General features: G+C 45.1%; 21 protein-coding genes and 1 pseudogene. 5 read left to right on the top strand and 17 right to left on the bottom strand.

Going from position 1 to position 25,762, the window contains the following annotated elements; translation table 11 throughout:
* A partial coding sequence (locus OCY70_RS28515) for a helix-turn-helix domain-containing protein (protein WP_261948828.1) occupies nt 1-213 on the top strand: 213 nt, incomplete at its 5' end.
* Nucleotides 214-1,157: 944 nt separating this feature from the next.
* The gene (locus OCY70_RS28510) at nt 1,158-1,394 is read left to right on the top strand and encodes a hypothetical protein (protein ID WP_261945451.1); all 237 of its coding nucleotides are present in this window, start codon (nt 1,158-1,160) and stop codon (nt 1,392-1,394) included.
* A gap of 127 nt (nt 1,395-1,521) precedes the next feature.
* Here OCY70_RS28510 and OCY70_RS28505 read toward each other — a convergent pair whose 3' ends face one another.
* Together OCY70_RS28505 and OCY70_RS28500 are read right to left on the bottom strand one after the other, a co-directional pair.
* Entirely contained in the window at nt 1,522-2,844 is a 1,323-nt protein-coding gene (locus OCY70_RS28505; RefSeq protein ID WP_261945452.1) for a tubulin-like doman-containing protein, read from the bottom strand.
* On the bottom strand, nt 2,844-3,230 hold the full coding sequence (locus OCY70_RS28500) for a hypothetical protein (protein WP_261945453.1): 387 nt from the start codon (nt 3,228-3,230) through the stop codon (nt 2,844-2,846). The genes OCY70_RS28505 and OCY70_RS28500 overlap by 1 nt, the downstream gene beginning before the upstream one ends.
* A 419-nt stretch (nt 3,231-3,649) precedes the next feature.
* On the opposite strand from OCY70_RS28500, the gene OCY70_RS28495 reads away from it, so the two are divergent.
* The gene (locus OCY70_RS28495; RefSeq protein ID WP_261945454.1) at nt 3,650-4,321 is read left to right on the top strand and encodes a hypothetical protein; all 672 of its coding nucleotides are present in this window, start codon (nt 3,650-3,652) and stop codon (nt 4,319-4,321) included.
* A gap of 1,539 nt (nt 4,322-5,860) precedes the next feature.
* Here the strand turns inward: OCY70_RS28495 and OCY70_RS28490 are convergent.
* The 6 genes from OCY70_RS28490 to OCY70_RS28465 all read right to left on the bottom strand — a co-directional run bounded on the left by OCY70_RS28490 (nt 5,861) and on the right by OCY70_RS28465 (nt 9,662).
* Nucleotides 5,861-6,019 carry an aspartyl-phosphate phosphatase Spo0E family protein gene (locus OCY70_RS28490; RefSeq protein ID WP_261945488.1) on the bottom strand — a complete coding sequence of 53 codons (159 nt, stop codon included), beginning with the start codon at nt 6,017-6,019 and terminating at the stop codon, nt 5,861-5,863.
* 649 nt (nt 6,020-6,668) lie between these two features.
* Complete coding sequence (locus OCY70_RS28485; protein WP_261948827.1) at nt 6,669-6,833, bottom strand: hypothetical protein; 165 nt, start codon at nt 6,831-6,833, stop codon at nt 6,669-6,671.
* 43 nt (nt 6,834-6,876) lie between these two features.
* Nucleotides 6,877-7,284 carry a hypothetical protein gene (locus tag OCY70_RS28480; RefSeq protein ID WP_261945456.1) on the bottom strand — a complete coding sequence of 136 codons (408 nt, stop codon included), beginning with the start codon at nt 7,282-7,284 and terminating at the stop codon, nt 6,877-6,879.
* Nucleotides 7,285-7,460: 176 nt separating this feature from the next.
* Nucleotides 7,461-8,072 (bottom strand): hypothetical protein, encoded by a 612-nt coding sequence (locus tag OCY70_RS28475; protein ID WP_261945457.1) that lies wholly within the window; start codon nt 8,070-8,072, stop codon nt 7,461-7,463.
* A 15-nt stretch (nt 8,073-8,087) separates the two neighbouring features.
* On the bottom strand, nt 8,088-8,408 hold the full coding sequence (locus tag OCY70_RS28470) for a hypothetical protein (protein ID WP_261945458.1): 321 nt from the start codon (nt 8,406-8,408) through the stop codon (nt 8,088-8,090).
* A 141-nt stretch (nt 8,409-8,549) separates the two neighbouring features.
* A complete protein-coding gene (locus tag OCY70_RS28465) occupies nt 8,550-9,662 on the bottom strand; it encodes a hypothetical protein (RefSeq protein ID WP_261945459.1) in 1,113 nt (370 codons plus the stop codon).
* Between the two features lie 154 nt (nt 9,663-9,816).
* Between OCY70_RS28465 and OCY70_RS28460 the strand changes: the two genes are divergently transcribed.
* On the top strand, nt 9,817-10,050 hold the full coding sequence (locus OCY70_RS28460) for a helix-turn-helix domain-containing protein (RefSeq protein WP_261945460.1): 234 nt from the start codon (nt 9,817-9,819) through the stop codon (nt 10,048-10,050).
* Between the two features lie 122 nt (nt 10,051-10,172).
* Here the strand turns inward: OCY70_RS28460 and OCY70_RS28455 are convergent.
* The 5 genes from OCY70_RS28455 to OCY70_RS28435 form a co-directional block, all read right to left on the bottom strand.
* A protein-coding gene (locus OCY70_RS28455) for an IS1182 family transposase (protein WP_261945461.1) occupies nt 10,173-11,533 on the bottom strand; the annotation gives its coding sequence in 2 pieces (ribosomal slippage) (nt 10,173-10,966 and nt 10,966-11,533; 1,362 coding nt in all).
* A 145-nt stretch (nt 11,534-11,678) separates the two neighbouring features.
* The gene (locus tag OCY70_RS28450; protein ID WP_261945462.1) at nt 11,679-12,704 is read right to left on the bottom strand and encodes a type II TA system antitoxin MqsA family protein; all 1,026 of its coding nucleotides are present in this window, start codon (nt 12,702-12,704) and stop codon (nt 11,679-11,681) included.
* A gap of 52 nt (nt 12,705-12,756) precedes the next feature.
* Entirely contained in the window at nt 12,757-13,098 is a 342-nt protein-coding gene (locus OCY70_RS28445) for a hypothetical protein (protein WP_261945463.1), read from the bottom strand.
* A 243-nt stretch (nt 13,099-13,341) separates the two neighbouring features.
* Nucleotides 13,342-13,749: a hypothetical protein gene (locus OCY70_RS28440; protein WP_261945464.1), complete on the bottom strand. Its 408-nt coding sequence runs from the start codon at nt 13,747-13,749 to the stop codon at nt 13,342-13,344.
* Nucleotides 13,750-13,760: 11 nt separating this feature from the next.
* Complete coding sequence (locus tag OCY70_RS28435) at nt 13,761-14,426, bottom strand: hypothetical protein (RefSeq protein WP_261945465.1); 666 nt, start codon at nt 14,424-14,426, stop codon at nt 13,761-13,763.
* 130 nt (nt 14,427-14,556) lie between these two features.
* Here OCY70_RS28435 and OCY70_RS36365 point away from each other — a divergent pair, with 130 nt between their 5' ends.
* Entirely contained in the window at nt 14,557-14,763 is a 207-nt protein-coding gene (locus OCY70_RS36365) for a helix-turn-helix domain-containing protein (RefSeq protein WP_390905364.1), read from the top strand.
* Nucleotides 14,764-14,797: 34 nt separating this feature from the next.
* On the opposite strand, the gene OCY70_RS28430 is transcribed toward OCY70_RS36365, so the two are convergent.
* From OCY70_RS28430 to OCY70_RS28420, 4 genes and pseudogenes are all read right to left on the bottom strand, one after another.
* A complete protein-coding gene (locus tag OCY70_RS28430; protein ID WP_261945466.1) occupies nt 14,798-15,994 on the bottom strand; it encodes an amidoligase family protein in 1,197 nt (398 codons plus the stop codon).
* A 348-nt stretch (nt 15,995-16,342) separates the two neighbouring features.
* Nucleotides 16,343-16,438 (bottom strand): annotated as a pseudogene (locus tag OCY70_RS36360) (DUF6011 domain-containing protein); the annotation flags it as partial.
* An 82-nt stretch (nt 16,439-16,520) separates the two neighbouring features.
* A complete protein-coding gene (locus OCY70_RS28425) occupies nt 16,521-19,898 on the bottom strand; it encodes a fibronectin type III domain-containing protein (RefSeq protein ID WP_261945467.1) in 3,378 nt (1,125 codons plus the stop codon).
* 1,282 nt (nt 19,899-21,180) lie between these two features.
* Entirely contained in the window at nt 21,181-24,630 is a 3,450-nt protein-coding gene (locus tag OCY70_RS28420; RefSeq protein WP_261945468.1) for a fibronectin type III domain-containing protein, read from the bottom strand.
* Between the last annotated feature and the right edge of the window lie 1,132 nt (nt 24,631-25,762).

Raw genomic sequence — 25,762 nt, 5'->3', positions numbered from 1 at the left:
TTGCTGAAATGCCGCTTAAAGGAGATGGTCAAGGAAAGGAATACCAACCTTAATCAAGTAGCTATAGCCATAAATTATCGTCATAACACTATTTATTCTCTGGCCGAAAATGAGCTAAAATATGTTGATAAAGAACTGATTGTTCGTTTATGCAGTTATTTTAATTGCCAAATTGAAGATCTGTTTTATCTTGATGACTCAAACGAAAATTAATCAATGAACCGTCAACTTCGGTTTCATTACTTCTAAGGTTGGGAAGAAACTTGAGATAGTAGAAGACTATGAGGACGACGTAAGCATAAGTGTTAAGGGAAAATGCTTTCCGGCTGTTGAGAAGTACAGATGTAATAAACGAGAATTATCCACATGATAAGGTACATGCACCCTAATTGGGTGCTTTTTTATTTTAGACGATGGTACTCATTACAGCGCATGCGAAGCCATAACTACTGGCTGATTCTTTGCCTTGCTGCAGGTTGGTACTGACTTGGCCGTCGCTAGCTGCTGGCATCAAGCTCAGCTGAAGGCCAGTTGCTCTTCGTTCCCAGCCTAATGCCAGGATCCACAGTGAGTTCGTTCGCCTCTGGACAACTGACAGCTCCGCGTTCCCGGCCCTTCTTTGGCAGACGCCACGCCTCAATTATCAAACTAACGGCCCATTGCCGACGCAGACGAAGTCAGGCATCCCAGCTGACCCTTTTGGCCACGATGCAGGTTCACACTATTCCAAGATTGGCGCCGCCTGCTGTTCGGCATCGATCGCAGCTGAAGACCAGCTGTTCTTATTTCGTATGCCCAAGTCCAGGAGATGCTGCAAGTCCGATCGCCTCCGCAGCTTCGCATCCCTGGTTCTTCCTTGCCAGGCACCAGTCTTTACTATCCCCCTGCTGATCATTACCGGCGCGGGCCAAGCCAGGCATGCCGACTGATTCCTTTGACCACGATGCAGGTTGGCTCTATTCCGGATTGACCGCCTGCTGTCCAGCATCGAGCGCTGCTGAAGACCAACTGCTCTTATTTCGTATGCCCAAGCCAAGAACTGCAGCGAGCACGATCGCCTCCGGAGAGTCGACAGCTCCGCGTTCCTGGCTATTCCTCGCCGGCGCTACGACTTCAACTACCCCCTGTGATCATTGCCGGCGCAGGCGAAGCCAGGCGTGCCGGCTGACCATTTTGGCCATGCTGCAGGTTCACACTATTCCAGCTTGGCTGCCGCCTACTGTTCGGCATCGAGCGCAACTGTAGACCAGCTGCTCTTCATTCCTAATAAGCCAGGACTCAAAGTGACCCGTTCGCTTCTGGAAAATCGACATTTCCGCACTTCTGGCCATTTCTCACCGAGCGCCTTCTTCAACTATCACTTGCTGATCATTGCCGAATCAGGCGAATCCTGACATCCCGGCTGACCGCTTATGCCAGCTGCAGGTTCACCTTATCACTATAGGCAATTGGTTACGAGGACCTAGTAGACGACCGTTCAGAAACGCAAAAAAAGGCGCCCACAGAGGAGCGCCTTTTTGATCATTTTGTCTTACCAAATGGATTAAATGGTTTGTCAGGGTTTTTAGTGTTTGTTTCTTGAACGCTTGATTTTGAAAATGGATTCGTTCCGGTAGCGATTGGTTTTCTAGTGAAAGATCCACCACTCTCAATTTTCTTACCAATATTGAAACCAGAAGCTTTGCTTTCGCTCTCTTCGCGCAATAACTGTAACCTCTGCACTTCTTCTCTAAGATTTTTTGCCCTTTCAGGAAGCCCCCCCATGTTCGCCATTGTATAAACGATAGCATGCTTCTTACTACCGTAAGAAACAGAACCTGGATAGAAGTTAACATTAGGCAACTCTTCTCTCATTGCCGAACGTATCAGCTCCAAAGTATCCTGATTAATATCATTCTCTCTATCTTTCGGCATCACGACTACCAATGCCATACTTCTCATGTCATTTTCATAGTCGAATCCATTAGCTAGAACGTTTTGCCCTCTATATGTAGATACAATCTCAGCAATTAAATCCTCTTGATTCTTATATTCATCGAGATTGATTTTCTTTTTAGCAAAGGTAATTACCCCGCCCAAAAGGATGTGGTTTAACAAATCTGCAGCGTCAACAGTATAATCACTTCCTAAGCTAGTTAAAACACTCCATTCGTGAAGTAATCCTGCGAGCTTATAGTTACTGTAATAGTCCCATGTAAGCCCATGTACCTCTGGATCCTCAATGTGTTCATTAAATATCTTCTCATTGTCCAAGATAATTAACGATTCAAGCAACCGAAACTGTTGACCATCAACTTCTTCCACTTGATTTAGTTTTGGCACTAATTCTGCTAAACAATTATATGCATTTTTACTTTCTACCTCGTTTGGCCGAGGTAAGCTAGTAAGAGCTATAACAGGTTTTCCTAAAAATCTACTAATTGCATCAACGAGCTCATTTAATGCGCCTGTACCCGTTCCTCCCCCTAAGGAAACAACAACAAAAATAACATCACAATGCCCCATTTCCGTTGAAATGGCTTCAAAGATTGATTCTCCGTTATCGAGAAAAGCTTGTCTACCTGTCTCTGGATCCTTCCCTACGCCTCTTTCATAACCGGACAACGGGAATTTTAAACGAGCAGGTACATTCTTAACTTTGTCCATATCCCCAAGATTACTATTCACAACAATGCATGGGTAAACCTGTTTCAAAGTTTTTGGATTTTTAATGCTCGCAATAGCGTCAACCATTTTTCCCCCGCCCTGTCCAATACCAACAAACCCTGCACGGAGCCCTGCTTCAGCGTTGCGTTGATTAACAAACCCTTCCAGATTCCATTTTTCGTCGATCATTGCTTGCATTACCCTTCCTCCTCTATCATCGCTTTAGCCATAATCTTAGATCCTAGTAATAAAATCGTTGAATCTTCCTCAAACATTGTCTTTAATACTTGATCCGCTTCTTTACCGTATTGTGTAAGAAAATATGGAGCAGAGTTTCCAGAATCCCAACTATCTATAAATAACGCTCCATGCAATTTGGCTACAGCCACATCCACCATTACTCTATATTTAGAGGGTTTAGCATTCGGATCTGGATCATATTTCAGAAACTCCCGAATCATTTCTGCTTTAGAGATGTTTCCATTTGTTAATACCAAATAAAAAACATCCATAACTGCTCCTCTTATGTGCTTTTTACATATCTCTTCTATACTAACAAAACCTGCAATCCCTTCACCATTCACTCCTATTCACCTCCACTCTCCTGTCGATATGCGTCATTACGTGTCATTAGGTGTCGTTATGTTTCGTTACGACACACAACTTTTCTATTAGTTAATATATCATGGTTTAAATTAACAAGCAACAACCATGTTTCGAGAATATTTTCATGTCTAGTAATCTATCACTACTCGAGTATCAATAGTCTACCCACTAGCGCTAGACTAGTTATAGTTTATTTAAAAGGCATTGTTGGATACACAAATAGTTTCTCAATGTAAATATTGCGTTGCAATTTATGCTTTAGCAGAATATCACTCATATATTATGGCTAGACTATTCACTATTACTAGTCTAGCCAATTGATTATTCAATAGACTATTGATAAGCTAGTGACAAGTGATAGACTAGATTTCTTTGTGAATAGGAGGTGTTCAGTACGTTGGAAGAAGGTAAATTGCAAGAAGAACAATATTATCAACTAGCGGATTTCTCATCTAAAGTGGGAAAGCATTATACAACCGTAAGTAAGTGGTTTAACACGCTTGAAGAAAAACGTATCCACTATGTAACTAGAGCAGCTGATAAGCAGCGTGTTTTTGATGGACTAGACTTAGAGATTGGCAAGCTTATAGTTACTCTTAGAGATCAAGGTTGGACGTTTGATGGGATTTATGGTTATTTGCAAACTGACAAGCAGGAAACTAGACCGTTTCCTCCAGACTTTACTTCAGAGAACGGCCAATCTACTGATATTGAAGAAATACGTCAAGTAATGAGCCTCGAGTTCCAAAGAATGCTCGAACAACACACTCAAGTATTGAACAATAAACTCTTATTAATACAAGAGACAAACGAAACCAAAAAAATTGAAGAACGACAACAAACAGTAACAAATATGATTACAAATAACAGGATTAATATGCAATTAGAAATCGAAGCACTGAATAAATGGGCAGCGTTACCCGCATCAGAGCGAATGATTAGGACTGGTGTATTCTTCAAACGGGAAGATACGTTAAAGAGAACACTTTATGTAAAACAATATGTTCTTGAACACTTTGCTGAAAGATTAAACGAAGAGTTAAAAAGAAAAACCGAAACAGACCATTAAACTGGTCTGTTTTTTTATGTATTGTAACGACCCGTTATGTGTCGTTACGTGTTGTTACAACACCTTTGTAGAGGCAACCGAATAAATTAATTGATTACCGAACTATAGACTAATCTGGGATTATTGTTATTTGGCAATAATAAATAATAGATTACTACAATAACTCCCTATGACACATCGAGTATGGCTTCTTCCTCGTATAGCACTAGTAGAGGATCCACTGATCTTCCACAAGTCATAAGAAGAGCGTATATATGAGCCCTAGACGATAGGTATAGATGTCGGCGCGGTTTGAAGAAATCTCCAGAAGAAAGGTTAACTTGCGATGTGAAGTTTTTTAGCTTCTATCGATACCGAGAAGCTTGTGGCGAACATCTGGAGCAAAGTTAACCTATAGCAGGTAATAGAAGGGCACAGCTGACGGCTGCGCGAACGAAGAGCTGGTTAATGACTAACCCCCTTGTACCTCATGCTGAAGAGCCTGGAGCGTGGCGTTATTGGCCACAAGGAGGCAAGCATAGTCGATAAATCATCCTGGCTCCAACTTGCCAACGTTCAGCCACACTTATGATGAGCTGCCGGCGACGTCCTTCCGGAATAGGCTTACCTGAAGAGCATGCCCAATGAAACGGGCACAGTTGCCGGCTGCGCGGACGATGAGCTCGCTAATGACTAAACACCCTGGTACCTCATGTTGAACATCCTGGAGCGTGGCGTTTTTGGCCACAGGGAGGAAGTATAGTCGATAGCTCATCCTGGCTTCAACTTACCAACGTTCAGCTGCGCTCTGTGCCGAGCTGCTGGCGACGTCCTTCCGGAATGGGCTTACCTGAAGCATGCAAATGAATCGGGCACAGTTGCCGGCTGCGCGGACGATGAGCTCGCTAATGACTAAACACCCTGGTACCTCATGTTGAACATCCTGGAGCGTGGCGTTTTTGGCCACAGGGAGGAAGTATAGTCGATAGCTCATCCTGGCTTCAACTTACCAACGTTCAGCTGCGCTCTGTGCCGAGCTGCTGGCGACGTCCTTCCGGAATGGGCTTACCTGAAGCATGCAAATGAATCGGGCACAGTTGCCGGCTGCGCGGACGATGAGCTCGCTAATGACTAAACACCCTGGTACCTCATGTTGAACATCCTGGAGCGTGGCGTTTTTGGCCACAGGGAGGAAGTATAGTCGATAGCTCATCCTGGCTTCAACTTACCAACGTTCAGCTGCACTCTATGGAGAGCTGCCAGCGACGTCCTTCCGGAATAGCTTACCTGGAGCAGAGGTGTACTCTGAAGCCTGGGTTAAACCCAGTTTAGCGGTGGGTTGCTTCTGAGAAGTCAAGTCTGGAGATGAGTAAAGCTCTAAGTGTGGGGGATATGGACGAAAAATTCTCTTAATCAATAAAAAAAGCCTATGGAGTTTCGCAATCCACGGCTCTTTAAAAAATAGATTTCATCTTTTCAGTTTTACGTATCATTTTAGTTGTCGTCCTCTTCGTGTTATAATGATTTGGCGCGGAACCGGGAAAGTGACGCGCACGCGCTCTAAGTCGATTGCTTCTGCAGTCGGCTTTTTTCTTTGTTATACTTATTAAGCAGTTTGTCAAGTCTTTGGGAAATCTCAAGCACCTCAATAGACATAAGAGAAAATTTATCATAGAGATCATGCATTTCTGATCTTGTTTTCTCTATTTCTATCTCCATCTTCTGTAACAGTTCATTTGCGCTATTTATCCTCCAGATCACAATCTCCTCCTTCGAAAGAGTTGAGTCTAAAACTATGCTTCTTTAGACCAGATCCACATAAAAGAAAGACCAATAACTACTCCAATAGTTACCGTAATAAATACAGCTTGGCTAACTAAATGCATCATATCCATAAAACTCTACCTCCATTTACTTATTCGCATTCACGTATATTTAATTCGCCTTTATGGATATATAATACAATTTGAAAAGGTAGCTTGTCAATCGAAATATTTGCATTTGCGTATATTTTATTTTTATATGAGTATGTATAATTCGCGAATAATTATCAATTCCTTTTGAGGAAAACAAAAAAGAAGCCAATTGGGAAACTGGCTTCTTATCTCAAAGATATTTTCTTCTGGGAATTTATCTTTCGAATTTCTGCAAATTTCATGATGAGTCTGTTTAAAAAGTTGAGAATCGGAGAGACTTGAAATTAAGCGTAAGAGTGTCGGCCGACCCTCAACTACATACGCATACGAATGATGGCGCGCGCCACGGTATCACTTTGGCCAAACCGAAGGGAAGTAGATACTAGCTGGAAACTGACGGGTTTCCGGCTATTCGTGCTGCTTATGAACTAAACGAATCTATTCGTAGTCAGCTACTCTATAATTCCCTTACTTTCAGCCCATTGCCCCCGTATATGAGCTTGTTTAAACACGTACTCGAGTGCTTCTTCAAGCGACCTAGATTCTTGTATCCTAAGCGCTGCTTCAAAAATTTCTTCCTTAAACTCTTCCAATGCTTGATCGGCCATTCTTTTCACCATCATTCTCTCCTTTACGAATTTCTCGTAGGCGATTACCGATCTAGGATGATTTCAAAACCTTGACGGTGAGCAAGAAGCCGTTATCTCTGTTCTCATCATGAACCATGAAATGTACCATGAAATCAAAGTTTCCTGTCTGAACTTCAGCTGAAGCTAAACTGGATTTAAACATCTCAAAAGACGTAACCACATCAGAAATTACATCGAATCGAATGTATCGGATTTTTTCAGGATTCAGCGTGAATTGAGTACCATTGTCAGCCAATACTTCATAAGTGTATCCGTTCGTTAGAGAGCGAACCGATTTCACCTTACATTTCGGAATATAAGCACTACCATACAAATCCAGGGATACCAGCTGCTCGCTCTCAATCAGTTTGTTAAACAGGTAATTTAAGCTGGAAATAGATTCATCTAAGGTCATTGTTTTTTGATCATGTAATAACATTCTTAGACCACCTCACTATTTATTTTCTGTTTAGCACGAAGTCAGATTTATAAGTTATTATCCAGTACAACCTCATCCATTACAAGGAAAATACTCACTCCATGATCAGTAAGGCGAGTTTTCATAGACCCTCCTAGCTTCATCGATGGTTTTGAAATCAAAGACCGGGGTGAATGCTATTCCCCGGCCACAGCTTTATGATAATTGTACATTGACTCATACCATGTTTCTATAATCTTCTTTTCGACATTTGTCATATTATTACGGTCAGATAAGAAATGATTGAGAGTCCTCTTACCGAATTCAATTTCTTCGTTATTTTGGACATTTCGATGAACATGATTGAATGCTTCTGTAACATCGTCTCTCGTCAGTTGATCCCAACTTTTCTGAGGAGGTATTAAGCCTGAAAAATGCATAAGCTGTTCGATAAATTGTTCATTAAGTTCAATTGCAGCCTGCAGGATCAGAGATGGCTCCAGTTTCATAAAGGAATTCAGGTCGTCTGCCATCTTGAATAAGTGATCTCGAACCGCCTTCCTTTCCCAATTTACAGGCAAAAGGTGACTTAACTCTGCCTCATCAAACTCTCCAGCATATTGCACGCTCCATACTTGGTTATGATGGCGATACGGGATATCCTCTGGCTGCACTGCCTTCATCTTATCCATGATTATAGACAAAATAGAAGAATCTAGGTTATTAATTGGGAGATAATATCCCCTTATCATAACCTCAAGCACATAGATTGTTTCTTTGACTATTCTACATCTCAGCAAAACGATCACCTTCCATTTCCACGTTTATTCATGTAAGTCATTGGGATTCCAGCATTCTTCACAATACTCACCTTTTACATGATCACATGGACACAGTAATTTACCCTCTGCCTGTGCAATTGCCTGTTTAACCCCAATTACAAAATCCCCAACAGTTTTCTCCCCTATGTCGTCAACAAGATTCCAATTTGGCAAAATGAGACCAAACTCAATCTCAATGTCGAGAACGACTTGATTCAACTCATCTGATGATCCATAAGTAAACATCAGATCATCCCATTTCACATTTTCTGCACTTACTCCCGAATTCGAATTTTTCGCAATAATTTCTTGAATACGTGGCAATGAAATCACTCTCCATAACAACAGATTTTCTCTCATAGATTCATTCTACGTTAATATATACGCGAAGTCAAATATTTTATAGTATTTTGAATATTTTTTATTCGTATTCACGTATATTTTGTTCAAAAAAAAGGCCGCTCTCTATAGAGCAACCTTGTTACTTTGTTTATGGAAATCATCAATTTTAACATTTGCAATTTCCCAACGATATCCACCGTCGACGTATACATATTTTCGCCCAACGCGTGATACACGCCGACGTAAAGAGCCATAATTTACGTAATCATTAAAGTACAGCTCTTTATCGTTACGTTCGTATTCAGCGACAACTACAGGTAACATTCCCCCTTTGGTTATGTATTCATTCCCTAGTTCAATCAAATAACTGGTATTAAAGGGCTCTAATCCATACTTCTTCATCATCTGACTCAATTTGTGGTATACCTTGCGATATGCATCCAAATCCTTCGTATATCCATATAAGCGATGTACCAGTTCCACCTCATCCCGGCATCTCTTATCTTTGGCAGCTTCCATTGCATGTGCAACAAGCCGCCGGAAATCAATATCTGTATCGAGCATTGACATATGTTTTCTTTTCTTTGCTTTATACTCTTCTGATTTACGTTTAGCTTCGCGCATATCAATTTCATCATCCAATTTCCGCCGGAATTCTCGAGTGTGGCCTTTTCCCCAATAACCGGTATCATCTGGTTCACAGTATGCATGACCGTTAAGAGTTTTGATAGCTTCAATAACTCCTTTACGTTCCTCATTTGTTAAGTATTTTTCAAAGTTATTCTGACGCTGAGAACTGTACATCTTTGGTAAAATCTCGTTTTTAGAGTAACGCTGTAGTGCTATTTGGAAGTATGTTGAAAGCGCCAATGTTGCCTTCGATTTATCGGCTAAAGCATGGAAACAATCTTCCTCCAAATAAGCATTTCGTAGTTTATCAAAGTGCTCATATAATTGGATAAGTACATCTTTTGTAGGTGTGTATCCAGTATTATTTTTAACATATTTCTTAAACTCATTTATGTCCGTATCAACTTTGGAAAAGGTACTTCCCCCTCGAAACCAGGTTTCCTTCAAGCCTGATTCAGGGTTTGGCCAGAAAAAAATACTGATTGAATATCTGTCTTGAGACTTACGGGACACATGGCTTATTTTCCACTTACCTTTCCAATCCTGGAACGTTTCCTCACCAATTAACTGATACTCTTGTTGATATGCGTCCTTACGTACTTTCATATATATGATCCCCCTCTTTAATACTTCTATATGCGAATATTATATTCGCGTTTACGTATATATAGTAATGTTTCTGACTTCGTCTGTCAATCAAATTCTTTGCTTTTGCGAATGTTTTCTCTTATAATAAATACAAAAAGTTAGAGAGTAGGGTATGATCATGGCCATTTCTTTTAAGCCACTTTGGAGGCTATTAGTAGATAAGGAGTTAAAAAAGGAGTACCTGCATACAGAATTAAAAATAGCAAGATCAGTCCTCGCCAAGATGGGGAAAAATGAGTATGTCTCAATGGAGATACTAGATAGAATCTGTACGCATTTTAAAGTACAGCCTTTTGAAGTTATCGAGCATATAGATCGCATCATACCAGAAATAGATGAAACATGATTGAGCATTATAAAAGGCCCTAGAAATTCTAGGGCCTCAGATTGTTGAGAAACCCTGTCTTTTTAAAGGCACAGGGTTTCTTTTGTCTTGCAATCTAGGGATGAAAAGAGAACCCCTGGTGGTTATCCTCGTCTTTCTATGCGATCCAGGTGGATCGCCATCTTCTTCATGTTCTGTACAGCCGCTGTCATCAGAGCTTGTTCCCTGACATTCTGCAATCCGCGCAAACGGCAATAGCGAAACCCATGGAGCTCTTTGGCATCCGCGAAGCTTCGCTCTATCGTTTCTTTCCGTTTTCGGTATAAATATTTGCCGGATCTACTTAGCCGGTTTGCTCGTACCCTTTCTTTACTGTCTTCCCAGACATGTCGGGTCACTACTTTCCGGTGGTTGCGAGATCGGGTACATTCGCTCAACATCGGGCAGTTTTTGCAATGCTTTGGATCAGATGCATACTGCCGATATCCTTCGCGATTTGTGGTTCGGTAAATAAGCTCGTGTTTTGCAGGACAAATGTAACGATTTTGTTCAGCGTCATAAGTGAATTTCCATTTTGGAAATAATCCTTGCGTCGGATGAAATCTTCGGTGAGCAATAACTGCAAAAATCCCACGCTCTTGCAGCCCTTTGCAGATCGGTGAAGTTAAATACCCAGAATCAAGTGCAACTGCTTCCACTTCAAAGCCAAATCGTTTTTGCTGACGATCTAATCGAGATAAGTAGGGAATCGAGTCATGTACATTCCCAGCCGTGACATGAACATCCGTAATCATGTTGTATTTCAGATCTACTGTGCGGTGGTCTAAATAAAAGAATCCCTCCGGCTTACCGTCTCGGATCATATAACCGCTTTCTGGATCGGTCTTGCTTATCTTAATTTCCTTTTCCTCTACCACGTCCTCTCTAGGTTTTAGTACTTTTTTCCGTGAGTTTTTCGGTCTTGCTCCACTGCTGCGTTTAGTTCGTCCACATAGTCACGGGTATTTTGTAAAACCTGCTCTTTCGTAAACTTATGTTTATTAGCATTGGCCTTTACATGCGTGGAATCTGAGACTAGTACGCGGCCGCCAACCATACGGTGCTGAATGGCTTGAAGCACAATCTCATCAAAGACATCTTGAAAAATATCTGTGTCTTTAAAACGGGTGCGACGATTCCAACTGATGGTGGAATGGTCTGGTACTTTATCCGTTAGACCAAGGCCTAAAAACCAACGGTAGGCCAAATTAGTCTGAATTTCACGTTCAAGCTGACGTTCCGAACGAATGCCATAAAAATAACCAAGAAAGATCATTTTAAACAGCACAACAGGGTCAATAGCAGGTCGTCCATTGTCTGCACAATAAAGAGGACGTACCTTTTTATCAATGAATGAGAAATCGATATATTTATCTACTTTGCGTAGCAGATGATCTTGAGGAACAAGTTCTTCAATCGATACAAATTCATAAGCCTGTTGTTTATCCCGATTTGAACGCAGCATTCTTGAACACCTTCCCGATCTCATGTATTACTATAATTATACAACATTAACGCGGTGTCGTGTTGAAATAAATGAATATAAAAATAGCTGTCGAGACTTTCTCGACAGCCTGAGGCCCTAGAAATTCTAGGGCCTTTTATAATGCTTAATTGAGTTGGATTGTTTCAGCGTAGCTGTAAGGAATCAATTCTTCATTTTCTGTTTCCTGCCATGCCAAAGTAGAATGTGCAAAATCACTGATTTTAATTGAACCAAATTGTTCAAAATATTTTTTTACGAAACTTAATACTTCTCTTTCTTCTGGAGTAAATAATTCATAGTTGTGTTCTTGCAGCGTAGTGATTGTTATTCTCGTATAACCGTCTCCTACCTCCTCAGTAGAAATCGAAATTTGATTCAATCCCTCCAGACATCCGAGTACCATTTCATACTCTTTAGGTACGGGGCCAAACGGTTTATGGATATACGGCACCCCACTTAAAGATATACGATTACGCTTGAACATTAAAAAGTCAGCATACCATAAAAGCTTCATTAATTTTGTTTTGAGCACACCCTCCTGCCCAAAGAAGAAAATCATAAGGAAAAATTTTTTTAAATTTACTGATGAATAACCATTATCAATGGTATTTTCGAATGGTTTATAAATCATTTCGACCAGCTGCGAGGACAATCGCTCAAAGTCATTTTCAGGGAATAGCTCCTCAAACTTTTTCTCAACAGTTTGTTGTTCTTCCGTAGTTAGTTTTTCTTTATTTTCATCATAAAACTTCAAAATGGACTCTGGATTATTTTTAAGTAACTTCAGAACATTAATTTGAGTAGCGGAGGGTGAAGATCCTCCACTTTCATACCTTTTAATCGTTGCAATCCCCATATTCAATATTTTTGAAAAGAGGGATTGAGTCAAACCAAATTGCAGACGTATAGCTTTAATTACTTCTGCGTTGATAGAATGTTTATTTTCATAAGCCTGGCTTAATTTTTTCAAGGTGTCTGAGCCCAATTTTTCATCTGTCACATCATTTCCACAGTGAACACATTTCGCATACTGCTCAATAATATCGAATGGCTCTTTCCGAAACGTATACCGTGCCTCTCGCTCAAGAATTTCGACATCACGTTCACACTGACAATGATCGCAGAATCTGATTTTCTTTTCTTGTTTCATTATTGGCCCTCCATCACGTAACTTTTTGACGGGTGTACAGTGTACCCCCGTCCTACGGTTCATCTTCGTGGAATGAGAGACATACACATCCACGCCTAACGGTTTCATCCTTCAGCTTTATATAAGCCATAATTCCGTTAATTTCGGTCTTAAAGACCCATATCACTCGACCACTAGCAGCATCGCCGTGATCTCGACTGGGACCCGAATGATAATGAATGGCTTCAAGTTCTAATACACACTCCCAAGCTTCTTCCACATCAGTAAGCCCCAAGTCTGCAAGGTGCTGAAGATAAGACACGCCGTTCCGAGTCCGTGCTACAAAATGTCTCCGACCCGTACGAATAAGTTCCTTCATTTTGGTTAAAAATTCTTCTACAGATAAATGACTCACACGCGACGGCCCTCCCTATAGTCTAACCAACAAAGTATCAATTGATACCTTAATCATAGCACACCTTGCTAAAAGTATCAATTGATACTTTTAATTCTCATTCTTTATGAAATAAATAAAGAACCGGAATTAAACCGGTTCTCTTAGAATGATTTTCGTGTATAGTTGGTCGACTTAATAAATAAAAATCGATTAAAACGTAACGCACTCGTTACAAAATAAAGGGAAACTGGAGCCTGCTTACTAAAAAAGTGCCTTCATAAGAGCTACAATCATGTTTTTGATTCTCTCTTGTGAAATATTGGTATCTTTACTTTCCTTCAGTATGGTCTCCAAATTCACGTCTAGGAATTCATTTAGCAGTCTTCCATAGACTTTCTGTTCCTTAAACTTACTTATAATGCTGTAAAAATAATCAACGGTTCCGTAGTATGGTTTCAGAATTTCCACTACTTCTGAATTCGAACCCATCTGAAACTTGTGCTCATAGCCACAATCCACACACTTTATCCGTAGTTGGCCAGTCAAGTCGTCCCATTCTTGTTCTCGATACGTCTTCTCCTCCTCGCAGTCCGGGCAATAGGCTTCAGTTGTACGAGTCTGGCGGTGATCGTCATCGTTATACAGCTTTCTCCCCACAATCGTTTGCACAAGGATTCCCCCTAGATATTGTTTTCCGGCAATTTAAATTCCCGAGCAGATAATGGAATGTACGCTTTTTTCCACATTGGTTCTGCCGGCAGCCGATCGATTTCAACTTCTTGATAATCGTTTTGAAGACTGCTCTCTGATGTCCAAAATACACAGTCTGAAACACGACCTAATACGTTATCAGCTGCAAATACAGGACAGGAGTTATTTTGTAGGAAGTAACATCCATCACAAGTTTTCCCCTGGCTTCGTTTACGGAATGTCTCAACCCTTTCGTACAATTTTAAATAACCGCAGCGGACGAGAGATAATATGGTAGTTTGCTCATCCCAGCAGTTCAGATCGTATGGTGGCGTTGGATCAAACTCCAGTTCATTTCCGTAATCGTCCACATTACTTTCATAATTCGAAAATATACGTCGACTAGCCCAAACATCGGCTTTTGTACCTTGAGCACCGAGAAAGTTCACAGCTACATTACGACAAAGTGCCATGAGCATCATGGACTGAGTGATTCGACTTTCACAATCAAAATAACCGCGACCAGCAATATATTCAAAAAGGGCTAAAGCCGAATTACCTTCAATACGAGTACCCTCGTGAAGTTCAACGTAGTATAACATATGTGGTTGTTCTTCAGGGCGCATGATCCGTGCCATTTCATTTTCGAAATTCATGGGTATTCCTCCCAATCTCATGTATATGAGTTCATTATAAAACAAAAAAAACTATTTTAATAGTCTTACCAACTATTTTATTGATGTTTTTTTTAAGGTGCGTTATAGTTGAAATCGAGGTGATCTCCCTGTGATATCCTTTGAACCTTTCCGCTTGTGGGCCTACCGAAACAACAAAAAGCAGAAACACATCATGGAGGAAACGGGCATTTATTCGGATACGATCCAGCGAATTTTTAACGATAAAATTGTTAGAACAGAGACAATAGATGTAATATGTCGTACTTACAAACTCAGCGTAAGCGAAGTAATGGAATATCGTGACGAAAAGGAATAAAACCTCCTACGATTTTGGTAGGAGGTTCTTCTTTTTACGCTTGCCCCCGTAAGAATAACCAAGTAGCGGCTAATCGATCATCACGATTCCCCAGTACATCCAGGAATCGTCTGAAGTACATCGTTTCCGTTGCTTCATTGCACATATCAGACCGACGGAGTTGACTACTTGTCTGATATAAACCTGGTGTAAATGCAGACTGCGGAGAATCATTCCGGATAACTCCAGATTGATGTACAACAGCATTCGCCACCTGAATTTGTGTCTGCCATTGCTTACAATCTAAAGATCCATTCGGGTATCTCATTTCTACAGTAGGCTTTGGCCTTAAAGAAGCATCAATATTAGTCGTATTAAACATTCTATAACGACTACTAGAAATTTGCCGTCTAGCTCTAACAGCAGTATCTGTACCAACAATGTTTCTTGCTTCAGAGCTAAATGGAGCTGCGTAATTATCGCCTCTATGCTGTCCTCTAAAACCATTAATTCGATAAGCCTCGCTATCTGCACCGCCCATTCGATAAAACAACCTTTCATATCCTAAACCAATTCGAGCTAATCGCTGCCATGAGTATGTTCGGTGATCTAGCGGCCCGATTCCAATATGTATGTGTCCACCACAATTGGAGTTTACGAATGCTCCATGTTCTTTCAAGATTTCGGTCACTCGCTGTAGCTTCTCCCAATCCTCTCGACGATCCATCAAGATAGGAGAGACTATCTCTATTCCATTATCAAGAGAACCATCTCTTTCGATACACCACATACCAGGACGAGATCGGGTTCCATGATAGTAGTTAACTTGGGTTTGATCCGTTATGCCTTCCCTGCGTAGAGCCTCCAAAATCTCGCTTGAAGCACTGAACCTTTCAAGTTCTACTTCTAACTCTACTCCGAAGGTATTCCCTGTTCCCCCTAGTACATTTTCATATTTATATATCCAATCTGCTTCAGCATCTGCTCGCAGTTGATCCCATGCGGCATCATCTTCAGACATATAAATACCATCAAATGCTCGATTCTCTCGCCATACATCAAGCACATTTTCGCGAATTTCATCATCAATCCAGTTTATTTCAGAGAAGCCTCGCTCAGCTTCTCTTAAAATGTCAGGCGTAATCGGCTGTAAACGATCTATTTCTGCACGCAAAGATGTGATCGCTATCTCTTCAGGCGAACTTGGTGTTACAGCTGATTGCATTTCACGCACCTGCTGTACTGCTTGCATGTGTCGGCATGCGGTTCCGTTCCCACGATGTCGATATGTATAATCAGGGCAGGTACAAGAATGTTCTGTCACTTCGTATGTATTGCCTGATTCAGAAATTACTCGTGCATGCTGTGAATCGTCAAATTCTAACCGTAGTGTCTCTGTTCTTCCGCGTGACTCTGAATACGCTGTAACCGAGGTGTCTGGTATAGAGTCCGGTACTTGATTCGCTCTTCTTCGAATACGTAATTGATACGCTTGAGCTGCTGCCTGAACAGCTAGGTTTTGCAGGACACCAACGTCAAGTTGTCTATTTAATGAACCTGCATATAACCTAGCATTATCAAACAGTACCCCAAAGCGTCGCACGCAAATAGGCCCCATAGAAACTGCTATACTAGCTGGATTGGTCAGCTTCCGATTACATACCCTGCAAAATGCTATGTTAGGCAACGCTCTCACCCCTTTTATGTATAGGTTTATATTAGCAAAAGAAACGGTAGAACGCGATGCGCGTATCTACCGTTTCTAAATTAGAAGTATGCTAGAATATAATTTTATAAATAAAACCAGCACTTTCTGCCCGGTTCAATAGCTGCTTAGGACGGAATGTATCATCTGGGTATCCGTGAACAATGCCTTGAGCTGTCAGGATCCCGATTTCTCGCTTCGCCCAGCTCGAGATTTTTGCTTTATCACGGAAGTGCAGGGCGAGCTCTCCTGTTTGCTCGACCACATTCCCTAACATCTTCGTGGCCTCCTCACGGGTAATTGGCTCATCCGGACGGAACGTAAAGACGTTATATCCACGTACGATTCCATTACTAAACGCAACCCTCAGCTCTGGGTAGTACCAAGCATCCTTCCGGATGTCCCGGAACCGTATTAGATCCGCATCCTTTTCTTGTAGGCCCACTGCCCGTACGATCATGGCCATAAATTCGGCACGAGTGACGGCACGTCTTGGCTCAAACTTCCCTTCCTGATTTAGGTGCAATACGCCTCGTTCCAGCAGCTCCAGCACCTGCTTGCGGTTCCACAATCCTCGAATATCCTCGATATCTTGTCCCTTGTTTTCTCCCGACCCTTCCGGATCCGGCGTAACACCTGGTTGCTCTATTTCCGTTCCTGGTTCCGGCTTCGGTGTCGGTACCGGCGTCGGTTTCCGATCCGGATAGACCACAGTTCCGCCTCCACTGTTCGGCCCAGCCAGTGTCCGTGCCCGCACTACCTGCCCTTTCGATCGCTGGCCTGCTGCGTTCTCGCTCCATACTTCCACCTGGATCTCCGTTCCGCTTGGCTGGGAAGCAAGCATGAAGCTCCGCTCGGTTCCCCGGTATATCTCTTTCCCGTTCTTTGCCACCACGAATACTTCATGCGGCGATGCCAGCTCGAACTGGTACTTCAGCTCGTTCTGCCCGGCTTGCACGTTTACCTGGAACTCTCCGGAAGGCAGCGTCTCAAAAGCCGGCACAATGGCTCCCACGCTCTCCCCAGTCGTGTTCACAGGCATTACCTTCAGGCCCTTGTATGTCCGGGCGCTTTCCAGCCCTTCCAGGATGACGGCCAGCTCTGCTGTTTCGGCCAGCTGCTTGTCTCCCTCATAGACCAGGTATCGATCGGCGCCGGCGACCGCCTCCCAGCTCAGCTCTGCACTGTGCTCCGTCACCTTCGTGACATTCACCTGCAGGCTGCTCATATCATTTGGCAGCGCACGCCAAACAAATGGCACCGCACTTCCATCCCCTGTCGCATTCACGGCCCGTATCGTGAACCGGTAGCTTTCGCCCGCCACCAGGTTGCTCACGCTCCAGGATGTAGCCGTGGTTTTTCCCAGCAGCTTCCCGTCCTGTTCAAGCTGATACCACTCTGCCGAAGGCGCCGGCTCCCACGTCAATCTCAGCTCTTTGCCTTTCTCTGTCGCCTGCAGCCCATTTACCTGCGGCGGCAGCGTGAGGAAGGAGGCCGACGTTGCCGGCCCATATCCGGATTCGTTGCCGGCTTCCAGGGACAATGTATATCGCTGGCCGCCGGACAATCCGTTCAGCTGCAGCTCCGTTCCGGAACGTTCATATTTCTTGTCGGCTATGGTTATCCGATATTTGTTGGCCCCCGGTACTCCCTTCCATTGGAGCGTGGCCTGGGTTTCACCAATCTCATCAACCGTAATATTGCTCGTCGGCAGAGCTGCTGGCAGTGTAGAAGCTGTTAAAAGCGCCATTTCGCCAGCTCCGCTGCTGTTCTCGGCATAGAGGTGCAAGCGGTATCCCGTTCCTGGATCAAGCCCCTCGATCGTGTACTCCATCGGTTGGCCGTACGTTGCGGCTGTCACGCTGGCCACATCGATGCCGTCCACGCCTACCTTATAAGCAGCTGCTCCCTTTACGCCTTTCCATTGCATCGTGATCTGATTCGTTCCATATGTGGCAGCTGTAACGGTTGCCTGCCCTGGCAGCGTCAAGACGTTAAGCGGCTGCGACATCTGGCCAAATCCCGTCTCGTTTTTAGCTGCTACTTCGAATTTGTATTCCGTTCCGGCCAGCAATCCCTTATCGCTATACTTCGTACGGGCACCGCCGTAGACCTGAATTTGATCGCGCTGCAGCTCGTAGTACGTCGCTGACGTAACGCTCTCCCATTGCAGGCGTGCTTCATTCGTACTGACCTGCAGGAGCTTAAATTCTCCTGGTGCTCCTGGCAGCGTAAGAAACCCTACCGTCGAAACAGCGCCGCGCCCGCTGGCGTTAGCCGCCGTTACCGTCACCGTGTAGTTCATCCCTGGCTGCAGCTGATCGATCCGGTGATAGGTTGCGTCGGTCACCGTCCGTTCTGTCACCAGCTGCTGCGTGCTGCTCTCTTTCACTGCAATATGATAAGCTTCAGCGGATCGCACCGGTTCGAAGGAAACCAGAGCAGCTGCCGCCTCTCGATCAATTGGATGGATGGAAAGACCATCTGCCTTTGAAGGCAGCGTAAGAGCTGTAACCGTGCTGGCTGCGCTGCTGCCTACATGGTTTTTGGCCTTCACAAGATAGGTATACATATGCCCTGGCTCGACATCCGGATCCGTTAGCGTATGTTCTGGATACGTGATCGTCCATGTGTGCCCAGTCGTGGCATTCTCGACCTCATATACGTAACCGGACGTAGCCACCGAACCTGAAGGAAGCGACCAGGACAAGTGAACGGCATGTTCCTCTACAGACGTCACCCGGAAATCGCTGGGCTCCTGCGGCATGCTCTGCAGCTGCAGGGCCTGGGTTACAAGCTGCTGCGTGTTGCCAGCACGATCGGACACCTTTGCGTGAATATACCACTGGCCTTCCTCCGCTACCGTCAGGTACTGTACGTCAGCTGTCGCTGCCTTCCACTGCGTAGGAGCTGCCGGACTATTGCTAATCGCATACATCCGGCTGTTCGGGTCAACGCCGGAAAGACCGTCCGCATAGCGGATTTCTACGGGAATATCACCCATGCCCCAGATACGCTCCATTGGGGAAATTGCGATCATTGGCGCCTCCCGATCGATATTGCTTACCTGCAGCGTTCGCTCTGTGACATTGCCGGCATTGTCCACTGCCTTAAAGGTATAGCTGCCGTTCGCCTGAGCCGTATACTGAGCGGCTTTGCCCTTCACCAGGCTTCCATCCGGGAGCTCGATATGCCGCACTCCCGTTTCATTGTCCGATGCCGTAGCCGTCAATATCACCGGCCCCTGGCTCCAATGGGAGTGATCGGCACTGACATTCAGCTGCGGGGGCACCTGATCCACATACGGGATATGAACCACGCTAGACATGTTGCCCTGGTTATCGACGGCCGCGATGTGGGCAAAGAAATTCCCCTGCTGCGGCTCGACCGTCAGGCTTGTACCGGTCACGTTTACTGCGGTTGGCACCGTGTTCGGATTTTGATCCACCACTACGGCATACCCTTTTATCCCTGTTGTAACCGTGATAGGAACAAAATCAGAAAAGGCTGTTGGTGGGGCATTTTTCGGCAATCCTCGGACTTTATATCTGTACGTCGTTCCAACATCCAATGATGGATCCCAAGTAATTACCGGCTTTCTATCTGGCCCTATATGGATTGCAGCATTCCCTGGTACGTTAGGTGCTGCTTTATCTGTGGCTCCAAAATCCTCAAAATCTGATAAATAGCCACGGTAAATGGGGTGCTCTTCTCTAAAAACCTCTGCTTCAGAAGCATATCCGAATTTAAGATCATCAATCATTGTCACTCCGTCGGTCTTCCAAATTAACCTTGCTCTTACTCCTCGATTCAGAAAATCATATTCCGGATTATCATCGATAAGAGCATTTGCGCTGATCGTAACCCACTCTCCATCATTTGGGATACTTCTTACAGGGAAATTATAGCTTGATTCCAAGTAACGAAGAATTGGATCTCCCTTTCGAAACAACTCATTTTTAACGGTACCCACTGGGCCTAAAGGAGACGGACTAACCCAGGGCTGCCCATCAATCTCAGATACAAACTTCTTTTTAACTGCTTTCCAAGTGTATCTCATAACACCATAATTATAGTTTTGATCCCTTGATGAGACGACTACGATGACATAGCCGTCTGGAAAATTTACATCTCCACCATCGACATATGCTGAAAACTCCTTAGGTGGGTAATTAAAATCGACATCTTCTGCATATTTAACGTCCTTGCCACTGTAGTCCTTTGTCGGAAAACCTTGACGGAACCATCCGGTAGCTGCATAAAATTGAACGATTGACTGACTTCCTCCAATAGCTCTTGCCTTGTAATTCAGGCTTACTATCGTTCCACCTGGAATAGATCTTCCTTTAAAATTTGAAATACTGTGCTCGTTATCGACATCCGGAAAATTAACTAGGTTTCCGGTTCTTCCCGTGATCGTATCTGTAAGTTGTAGTACGCGACCTCCATTAGGCCCACTTGTTATAGATTGATTTCCGATTGGATTTTGGCCTCCCCAGGATAGGGAAGGCACCTCTTCTCCATTTTCAAATCCTGTTTTCGTCAATACATCCGAATCATTCATATGAGTTGTCCATTCGATCTTCACATGTCCATCTTTTTGATGAACGGATGTAAATTTCGGAATATTATCAACAGAACTTGCTTCTACTCGGTCTGCTCCCACAGGAATGGATGACAGTAAAGTAATGAGGCATACCAATTGAATAAACCCTTTACGTATTGTTTGCATCTTAATTCCCCCGTTCTAACGCTTGCAAAGAGTTAAATAGAAAACCAGCACTTTCCGCACGGTTCAATAGCTGCTTAGGACGGAATGTATCATCCGGGTATCCGTGAACAATGCCTTGAGCTGTCAGGATCCCGATTTCTCGCTTCGCCCAGCTCGAGATTTTTGCTTTATCACGGAAGTGCAGGGCAAGCTCTCCTGTTTGCTCGACCACATTCCCTAACATCTTCGAGGCTTCCTCTCGGGTAATTGCTTCATCCGGACGGAACGTAAAGACGTTATATCCACGTACGATTCCATTACTAAACGCAACCCTCAGCTCTGGGTAGTACCAAGCATCCTTCCGGATGTCCCGGAATCGTATTAGATCCGCATCCTTTTCCTGTAGGCCCACTGCCCGTACAATCATGGCCATAAATTCGGCACGCGTAACGGCACGTCTTGGCTCAAACTTCCCTTCCTGATTTAGGTGCAATACGCCTCGTTCCAGCAGCTCCAGCACCTGCTCGCGGTTCCACAATCCTCGAATATCCTCGATATCTTGTCCCTTGTTTTCTCCCGATCCTTCCGGATCCGGCGTAACACCTGGTTGCTCTATTTCCGTTCCTGGTTCCGGCTTCGGTGTCGGTACCGGCGTCGGTTTCCGATCCGGATAGACCACAGTTCCGCCTCCACTACTCGGCCCGGCCAGTGTACGTGCCCGCACTACCTGCCCTTTCGATCGCTGGCCTGCTGCGTTCTCGCTCCACACTTCCACCTGGAGCTCCGTTCCGCTTGGCAGAGATGCAAGCATAAAGCTCCGCTCGGTTCCTCGGTATATCTCTTTTCCGTTCTTCGCCACCACGAATATTTCATACGGCGATGCCAGCTCGAACTGGTAGTTCAGCTCGTTCTGCCCGGCTTGCACGTTCACTTGGAACTCTCCGGAAGGCAGCGTCTCAAAAGCCGGCACAATGGCTCCTACACTCTCCCCGGTCGTGTTCACAGGCATTACCTTCAGGCCCTTGTATGTCCGGGCGCTTTCCAGCCCTTCCAGGATGACGGCCAGCTCTGCTGTTTCGGCCAGCTGCTTGTCTCCCTCATAGACCAGGTATCGATCGGCGCCGGCGACCGCCTCCCAGCTCAGCTCTGCACTGTGCTCCGTCACCTTCGTGACATTCACCTGCAGGCTGCTCATATCATTTGGCAGCGCACGCCAAACAAATGGCACCGCACTTCCATCCCCTGTCGCATTCACGGCCCGTATCGTGAACCGGTAGCTTTCGCCCGCCACCAGGTTGCTCACGCTCCAGGATGTAGCCGTGGTTTTTCCCAGCAGCTTCCCGTCCTGTTCAAGCTGATACCACTCTGCCGAAGGCGCCGGCTCCCACGTCAATCTCAGCTCTTTGCCTTTCTCTGTCGCCTGCAGCCCATTTACCTGCGGCGGCAGCGTGAGGAAGGAGGCCGACGTTGCCGGCCCATATCCGGATTCGTTGCCGGCTTCCAGGGACAATGTATATCGCTGGCCGCCGGACAATCCGTTCAGCTGCAGCTCCGTTCCGGAACGTTCATATTTCTTGTCGGCTATGGTTATCCGATATTTGTTGGCCCCCGGTACTCCCTTCCATTGGAGCGTGGCCTGGGTTTCACCAATCTCATCAACCGTAATATTGCTCGTCGGCAGAGCTGCTGGCAGTGTAGAAGCTGTTAAAAGCGCCATTTCGCCAGCTCCGCTGCTGTTCTCGGCATAGAGGTGCAAGCGGTATCCCGTTCCTGGATCAAGCCCCTCGATCGTGTACTCCATCGGTTGGCCGTACGTTGCGGCTGTCACGCTGGCCACATCGATGCCGTCCACGCCTACCTTATAAGCAGCTGCTCCCTTTACGCCTTTCCATTGCATCGTGATCTGATTCGTTCCATATGTGGCAGCTGTAACGGTTGCCTGCCCTGGCAGCGTCAAGACGTTAAGCGGCTGCGACATCTGGCCAAATCCCGTCTCGTTTTTAGCTGCTACTTCGAATTTGTATTCCGTTCCGGCCAGCAATCCCTTATCGCTATACTTCGTACGGGCACCGCCGTAGACCTGAATTTGATCGCGCTGCAGCTCGTAGTACGTCGCTGACGTAACGCTCTCCCATTGCAGGCGTGCTTCATTCGTACTGACCTGCAGGAGCTTAAATTCTCCTGGTGCTCCTGGCAGCGTAAGAAACCCTACCGTCGAAACAGCGCCGCGCCCGCTGGCGTTAGCCGCCGTTACCGTCACCGTGTAGTTCATCCCTGGCTGCAGCTGATCGATCCGGTGATAGGTTGCGTCGGTCACCGTCCGTTCTGTCACCAGCTGCTGCGTGCTGCTCTCTTTCACTGCAATATGATAAGCTTCAGCGGATCGCACCGGTTCGAAGGAAACCAGAGCAGCTGCCGCCTCTCGATCAATTGGATGGATGGAAAGACCATCTGCCTTTGAAGGCAGCGTAAGAGCTGTAACCGTGCTGGCTGCGCTGCTGCCTACATGGTTTTTGGCCTTCACAAGATAGGTATACATATGCCCTGGCTCGACATCCGGATCCGTTAGCGTATGTTCTGGATACGTGATCGTCCATGTGTGCCCAGTCGTGGCATTCTCGACCTCATATACGTAACCGGACGTAGCCACCGAACCTGAAGGAAGCGACCAGGACAAGTGAACGGCATGTTCCTCTACAGACATCACTCGGAAATCGGCGGGCTCCTGCGGCATGCTCTGCAGCTGCAGCTCCTGGGTTACAAGCTGCTGCGTGTTGCCAGCACGATCGGACACCTTCGCGTGAATATACCACTGGCCTTCCTCCGCTACCGTCAGGTACTGTACGTCAGCTGTCGCTGCCTTCCACTGCGTAGGAGCTGCCGGACTATTGCTAATCGCATACATCCGACTGTTCGGGTCAACGCCGGAAAGCCCGTCCGCATAGCGGATTTCTACGGGAATATCACTCATGCCCCAGATACGCTCCATTGGGGAAATTGCGATCGCTGGCGCCTCCCGATCGATATTGCTTACCTGCAGCGTTCGCTCTGTGACATTGCCGGCATTGTCCACTGCCTTAAAGGTATAGCTGCCGTTCGCCTGAGCCGTATACTGAGCGGCTTTGCCCTTCACCAGGCTTCCATCCGGGAGCTCGATATGCCGTACTCCCGTTTCATTGTCCGATGCCGTAGCCGTCAATATCACCGGCCCCTGGCTCCAATGGGAGTGATCGGCACTGACATTCAGCTGCGGGGGCACCTGATCCACATACGGGATATGAACCACGCTGGACATGTTGCCCTGGTTATCGACGGCCGCGATGTGAGCAAAGAAATTCCCCTGCTGCGGCTCGACCGTCAGGCTTGTACCGGTCACGTTTACTGCGGTTGGCACCGTGCTCGGATTTTGATCCACTACTACGGCGTAACCTTTTATCCCTGTTGTAACCGTCACTACTTGAGGCTGGGACAATGGTGTTTCCCCATTGCGTGTAATCCCCTTAATGCTATAGCTATATGTCGTGCCAGCATCCAGTGACGGATTCCAGGTAATTACTGGCTTTCTGCCTGGCCCTATATGGATTGCAGCATTCCCAGGTGCATTCGGTACAGCTTTATCCGTAGCACTAACATCCTCAAAATCTGATAAATAGCCACGGTAAACTGATTGACCGTCTCGATATACCTCTACCTCTGTCGCATGGCCAAATTTAATTTCATCTATTTGAAAAGTCCCATCGGTAGACCACAGGATCAAGGGGTGAATGCCATTTGTTTCATAGTTATACAAACTGCTGTCTAATATCGTGTTGAGACTATACGTATGCCAAGATCCATCCGCCGGAAGATACCTGTCAGCAAAAGTGCCTGTACTAGTCTGGTGCAGCTGCAGCACATTTTCTCCGGCATTGAAGATATCCGTGTTTGGTTTAAAAGTATGGCCATCTAATGGTCTGCTAGTAGAAAATATAGTTGTTCCATTAGGATCTTCTATCATCCTGTTGCTTGATGAATTCCACGTATACCATTTCACACCATAATTATGATCATTGTTATGTGCTGTCACGATCACAAAATATTGGCCATGATTAAAGACCGGAACAGCCCCATCTGCTAATCTAACTTCGAAACTTTTAGGATAACTTGTAAAATCCACCGTATTCGTAAAGAATACAGGTTGTCCTTTATTATCATGAAGTGGCATCCCTTTCCGAAGCCATTCCCCTCGAAAGTCGAAGCGAGCCCACCCAGAGCCTCCTAAATTTCGAGCTCTGAATGTAACACTTAAATTCGAACCGTTCGGGAAAGATACAGCCGGAAATATACTGCCACTAGCTTTAGACTTCGTTTCTGGATACCACCAGAAATTCCCCTCATCTCTTGTTACTGTGTCGATGACTTGAAGAAAACGACCTGCAGCTTCATTTGAGGAGACGATAGATTGCTTTCCTAATTGTGTATTACCGCCTCCTCGAAGATCAGGAATAATGTCCCCTGGTTCAAAGGAGGTTTGAGTCATTATGTCACTTGGATCCATTTCTACGGCCCATTCAAGTTTAACGTGGCCGTTTTTTTCATAAGCATTTAACGTTGGTATAGGCGAA

This window comes from Paenibacillus melissococcoides, from assembly GCA_944800085.1.
Classification (GTDB): Bacteria; Bacillota; Bacilli; order Paenibacillales; family Paenibacillaceae; genus Paenibacillus_B; species Paenibacillus_B melissococcoides.
This window is presented reverse-complemented; position numbering and strand designations above follow the sequence as displayed.